The 4,792-nt window shown below is 49.4% G+C and carries 3 protein-coding genes; all 3 read right to left on the minus strand.

Annotated features, from left to right (window positions below; all coding sequences use genetic code 11):
- Positions 1-46: 46 nt before the first annotated feature.
- From QZZ11_RS01375 to QZZ11_RS01385, 3 genes are read right to left on the minus strand one after another with little or no spacing between them, the layout of a single operon-like run.
- Complete coding sequence (locus QZZ11_RS01375; RefSeq protein ID WP_292472841.1) at positions 47-1,024, minus strand: ERF family protein; 978 nt, start codon at positions 1,022-1,024, stop codon at positions 47-49.
- 53 nt (positions 1,025-1,077) lie between these two features.
- Positions 1,078-2,451: a DEAD/DEAH box helicase gene (locus QZZ11_RS01380; RefSeq protein ID WP_292472843.1), complete on the minus strand. Its 1,374-nt coding sequence runs from the start codon at positions 2,449-2,451 to the stop codon at positions 1,078-1,080.
- Positions 2,441-3,856, minus strand: a complete 1,416-nt coding sequence (locus tag QZZ11_RS01385) for a VapE domain-containing protein (protein WP_292472845.1) — start codon at positions 3,854-3,856, stop codon at positions 2,441-2,443. The genes QZZ11_RS01380 and QZZ11_RS01385 overlap by 11 nt, the downstream gene beginning before the upstream one ends.
- Positions 3,857-4,792 lie beyond the last annotated feature (936 nt).

A 4,792-nucleotide genomic window follows, 5' to 3' on the forward strand; every position in this document is an offset into this window, starting at 1 on the left:
CAATTTGAAGGCGCACTGTGGTTCCTTGTATTTTCTCGGCGGCATCTCATTCTACCTTGCGATATTTGACGATGAACTGCATCACAGCGCGGTTGTCCGCTATGGCATTGCATGCGGCGGCCATCTCGTTGTACCTGTCAGCGGTGATCTTTCCGGCATCGAATGCTGCATCCCATGCATCGATGATCTTCCTGATGGGCTTCTCCTGAACACCTGCGACCTTGTATCCTGTGTTGAGACCGGGCTGTGCATAGACTGTGGGCTTGTCCTGCGCTGCAGGGGTCGGTTCCGCGGGCTTTGCGGGCTCTTCCTTCTTGACCTTAGGGGCTGCAGGCTTCTTGGGGGCAGGCGGTGCTGTATAGGCTTCTTTGAGAGCCTTTGCGACTTCTTCTGCCTCCTCTTTGGTCGCCTCAATCTCTGTCTTCACAGGTTCCTCTGCTTTCACAGGCTCCTCTGCCTTCTTGGGCTTGGGGGCCGGTGCTTTGGGTTTGACGGCGGCATCAGCGATCTTGGATTTGATCTCTGGCTCATTCGCCTTGGGGTTGAATGATGCCGATTCGTCGCTTCCGTTGAGCTCGGGATCGATACCTTCCTCGATACAGAACAGATCTGTCAGCCATGATTTGATCGCAGCGGTCATTGCCTTCCTCAGACCTTTGTCGAGGGGATCAGTACCTTCGCCCCAGTATGACATGGGCCATGTCCTCGCACCTGTCTCGACATCGACGAATGATACACGCAGCTCAATGAGCCAGTGCTGCATTCTAGAGGTGCGTGTCTCGACCATTTCGAGCTGTCTCGGTTCTCCATATGACATGTCGATCTCCAATCCGGCTTTCGCGAAGAGGGGTGCGAAGTTCTGTTTGACCTTTCCGACCGAGAGGTAAGGGTACGTGGCGATTCCGACCATCCTCTTATCCTTGGTCCAATCGCATTTCGTGATGGTTGCACGAAGATTGCTGATCTTTGAGTAGAGGGCTGCCATAGCCTCATCCTTCACATACTGTATAGTAGTATCTGTCATGTTGTGTCCTCACATCATGTATGTATTGATTGTATATATAATCTATGATTTGATCATATATCGTTGTTAAGTGTCCATCTTTTGAGCATGTCTTCGGTCACCGAGATACCATTCAGGACGCTGTCATAGACCTGTGCTTCGATGGTGTCGGGTGTGGTGAGCAGAAGGTATCTGCAGACCTTTCTCTGACCTATCCTTCTGATCCTCGACGTGGCCTGATCCCAATCCAACGTACTGAAACAAGGCTCATACATCACCATCGTCGATGATATCTGCAGATTCAGTCCCGGTCCGCCGGCCGCATACTGTGCGACAATCACATCTGCCTTGCCATCGCGGAAGATCGGCCATGTCGGCCCCATAGAACGGCCGTCATAGACCACTGTCCTGAGTTTTTTCTTCTCACAGATGCCCTTCACACGGTCGATCGAGGCGGTGAAACGGCAGAATATGACCACTTTATCGTCGGTTCCGTCTAAGATCTCCTCCAAAGCATCATCTTTAGAGCAATTCATCACCCTTGTGCCGTGGTTGGTGATGAGATGACCGCTGCAAAGCTGCAATAATTTGTTATATTGCCCCCCTGCAGCCTTGATCTCGATGTCATAATCGATCCTTTTGCCTGCTTTTATGTCAAAATATGCCTTCTTCTCGCTTATTTTGCACGGGATCTTAGTCAAAGTGGTCTCTGGAATGTCATAACAGTCCTCCAGACGCATGGAAATGGCCATTTCTTTCATCAAAGAGTGTAATTCTTCCACTTTGTAGGCCAAAGGCTGGTAGAATTTGCTCCAGGATGTGACGAAACGTGATGTGAAGTCCGTCCAATTGCGCCAGACGCCGTTATTTAGGAATTTTAGCTGTCCATAGAGCTTTTGGAGGTCCTCCCCGCCCGTTTTGGTGCTTCCGGAGACGGGTGTACCGGTCATTACGAACCTATTATCCGCCATTTTGGCCAATTTCAGGCATGTAAGCGTCTGAATGGACTTGTGATTGCCCAATTTATGGCTCTCATCGACGAAAATGGCCCCCCAATGCCTGTCTACCTCGTCCCTGAGGGCATATTCCTTGCTTGAAGAGGTGTATCCATCCCTGTGTTTCACCTCTTTTTTGCTCATTTTATATGTTTTTTGATAGGAAACGACTGTTATTTTGGCCTTCAGAAGGGCCACATCGGCCTCTGAAACATGGTCAAAATCAGTGAATTCAGCTATATCCAGGGCCCAATTATCGACCAAACTGGCCGGGCAGATCACCAGAACATTGTCTATTTTGCCTGATTTCAAGGCATCCAGACTCCAGGAGAGGGCTATCGCGGTCTTCCCGGTGCCTGGAGAGTAGAATATGCCCAGATTATCGGTGCATTTCATGCATTCCAGTGCATATACCTGATGTGCCAGCAGATGTTTCATCATATCATTGTTCATCCAACAGATTGTTGTACGTCACCCTGGGTGATTTCTGCACACGTCTGATCCCGCGAACGGTCGTTTTGATCATCTCACCGGTCGCTCTGCTCGCTTTCTTCTGAGCTGTGGTGTGTGCCGCCCACTCCCCGGGATTGTGATTGAGGATGTGTGTAGACGTAACTGCACGATTCTTCATCTCCGGGAACAATGCGAAGAGTTCCTGTTCGTACTTCTTCAGCTCCACATTGGAGACGAAATCACCGATCTCAGGGTGCTCTTCATCAAGTATGGCATAGAGTTCATCGAAAAAGTCATTGGCCTTGGTGAATAGCTTCTGAGGTGTCCTCGCAAGCTCCTCTGCCCTCGGTGAGATACAGGCAAGAGCTCCATTATTGGCCAGATACAGGGCTTCCGCCCATACTTGCTCTACCTCATACCTGTTCTCAGGGGTGTTCATCTCATGATAATAGATCTTGTGTGTGATCTTGTCGGGATTGCAGACGAATGGGATGAAACGTCTGCTGCCGGTCGTGTCCGAGAAAAGGGTATTCTCATTGGTGGTGATGATCGGTACCCACCTACGCTGGTTGGTAGTGGGTGCGGGAGCATACGGTGCACGGTATTTATCTGCCTCTTGTGAGATGAATGCTTTCATCGCTTCGGCATCGTCTCTCTTGAACTGCTTTGCTTCACCCCATTCGATGATCTTGGCACCGGCGATGGATTCAAAGAACTTCTGCTGATCGTCGATATCGCGGGTGGTGGACGCGTACCATGATTCGTCCACACCATATAATGCAGTGTATTGGACGAAAGTGGTCTTACCGATACCTTGTCTGGGGCTCATGAGGATCGGTACAGTCTCGAACTTCTGCATCCTTCTGCTTCTGAGCACCGCGCCTACGAACCATGCCTGCGTGACCTCTTCCACAAGATAATCCGAGTCCTCATCCTTGAGGGAAGGGATACTGGCGCCTAACCCGTTGATGAACCATGTCCTTACGCGGTGCCTCCCGTCCCATTTGATGGAAGAGATGTAATCATACCACGGATCTACTTCATTGCAGCGGGTCAAGTTATTGTAGATGTCGCGGATGTCATCCTTGGCGATCGGTTTGAGATTGTTCTCTGCCAATGTCGCCTTGAGCGTCAGGGCGAACTTGGAGAAGTCCGTGTCCGACACACTCTCAAACTTGTTCGGATCACTCCAGTTGCTTTCGATCTGTCTCTTTAAAAGATTATACCTATATGACTCGGCCATACCCGGGGGCATGATATCATCGATGTTCTCGGATATTCCCTTGAGGGGGTTCGCAGCTATCTGAGCCTTCACATCCGTGTTGAGTCTGACGCGGATGTCGTCGAAGAGATGTCTCGAAAGTTCGGCAGAGTTTGGCTTGTGTATAACGTCGATTGGGGCCATGTTGAGGTGATTGCGGTGATCGATATTTATAGGTTGCGAGAAGATAAGAAGCTCGGATGTGTGCGTCCAATATGGCCCCAGAAGCACCTCACATCCGAGCGTTACATCTCCATTGTTTAAAATATATATAAATCTAGGTTTTGTTTTCTGTAAACCGATTGTAAACCGAGCCCCATATATTATAATATTTTAGGGATAGTTTACATATTTACATAGTTTACAAGGAATTTGTATAAAAGATAGTAGAAAAAAAAGTAATATATAGGAAAATTCCTGTAAATTTTGTGAATTCGTAAACCGAAAATATGTCTGGCTACTGATTACGATTTACAATCTCAATTCTGTAAATTCAATAAACGATCGTTAAGATTGACCATCAAATGATTAAAGAACCCACCCCTCGATGATCATATTGCAGCCTCGGCCTGTCACATGGTTGTCTTCAAGTGTTGGTTCCTCCGGGGCTGCCGGACGGGTGAGCCCTCTCCGTCCGTATCCTGATCTTAATATACCATCACGTCGATATTCATTCAGGCGGAGGCCATCTTGGTAGTCACCATCCCGGTACGGGGCTCCGCCTGGGGTTTTGCTTGGTTTCCCCCGTGACATTCTCCGTACCGGGACAAGATTAATATCTCTCGACACAATACTCCGCATGGGCGGCGCAGTATCAGCAGTCAGCCGCAAGAGGCCCGCCCAGGGTTCCGAATTCCCCGACAGTTCATATCTTGCGGCACAATTTTATCATACGATCTCGATACAACCATGGGCGAGGATCACTCTCTGAGCCTTACGGGGTTTCGCCCGCCGTGTCCCATATCCGGTTCTCTTTGACCCCGTAAGGTAATATACCTCTACATCGATCATCTGTCGCAGACAGATCCTCGTATCGCGTGCGGCCTGTTCTGTCTGCCGCTTCGTCATCGTTAACACGCA

Source organism: Methanosphaera sp. (genome assembly GCF_016282985.1).
GTDB lineage: Archaea > Methanobacteriota > Methanobacteria > Methanobacteriales > Methanobacteriaceae > Methanosphaera.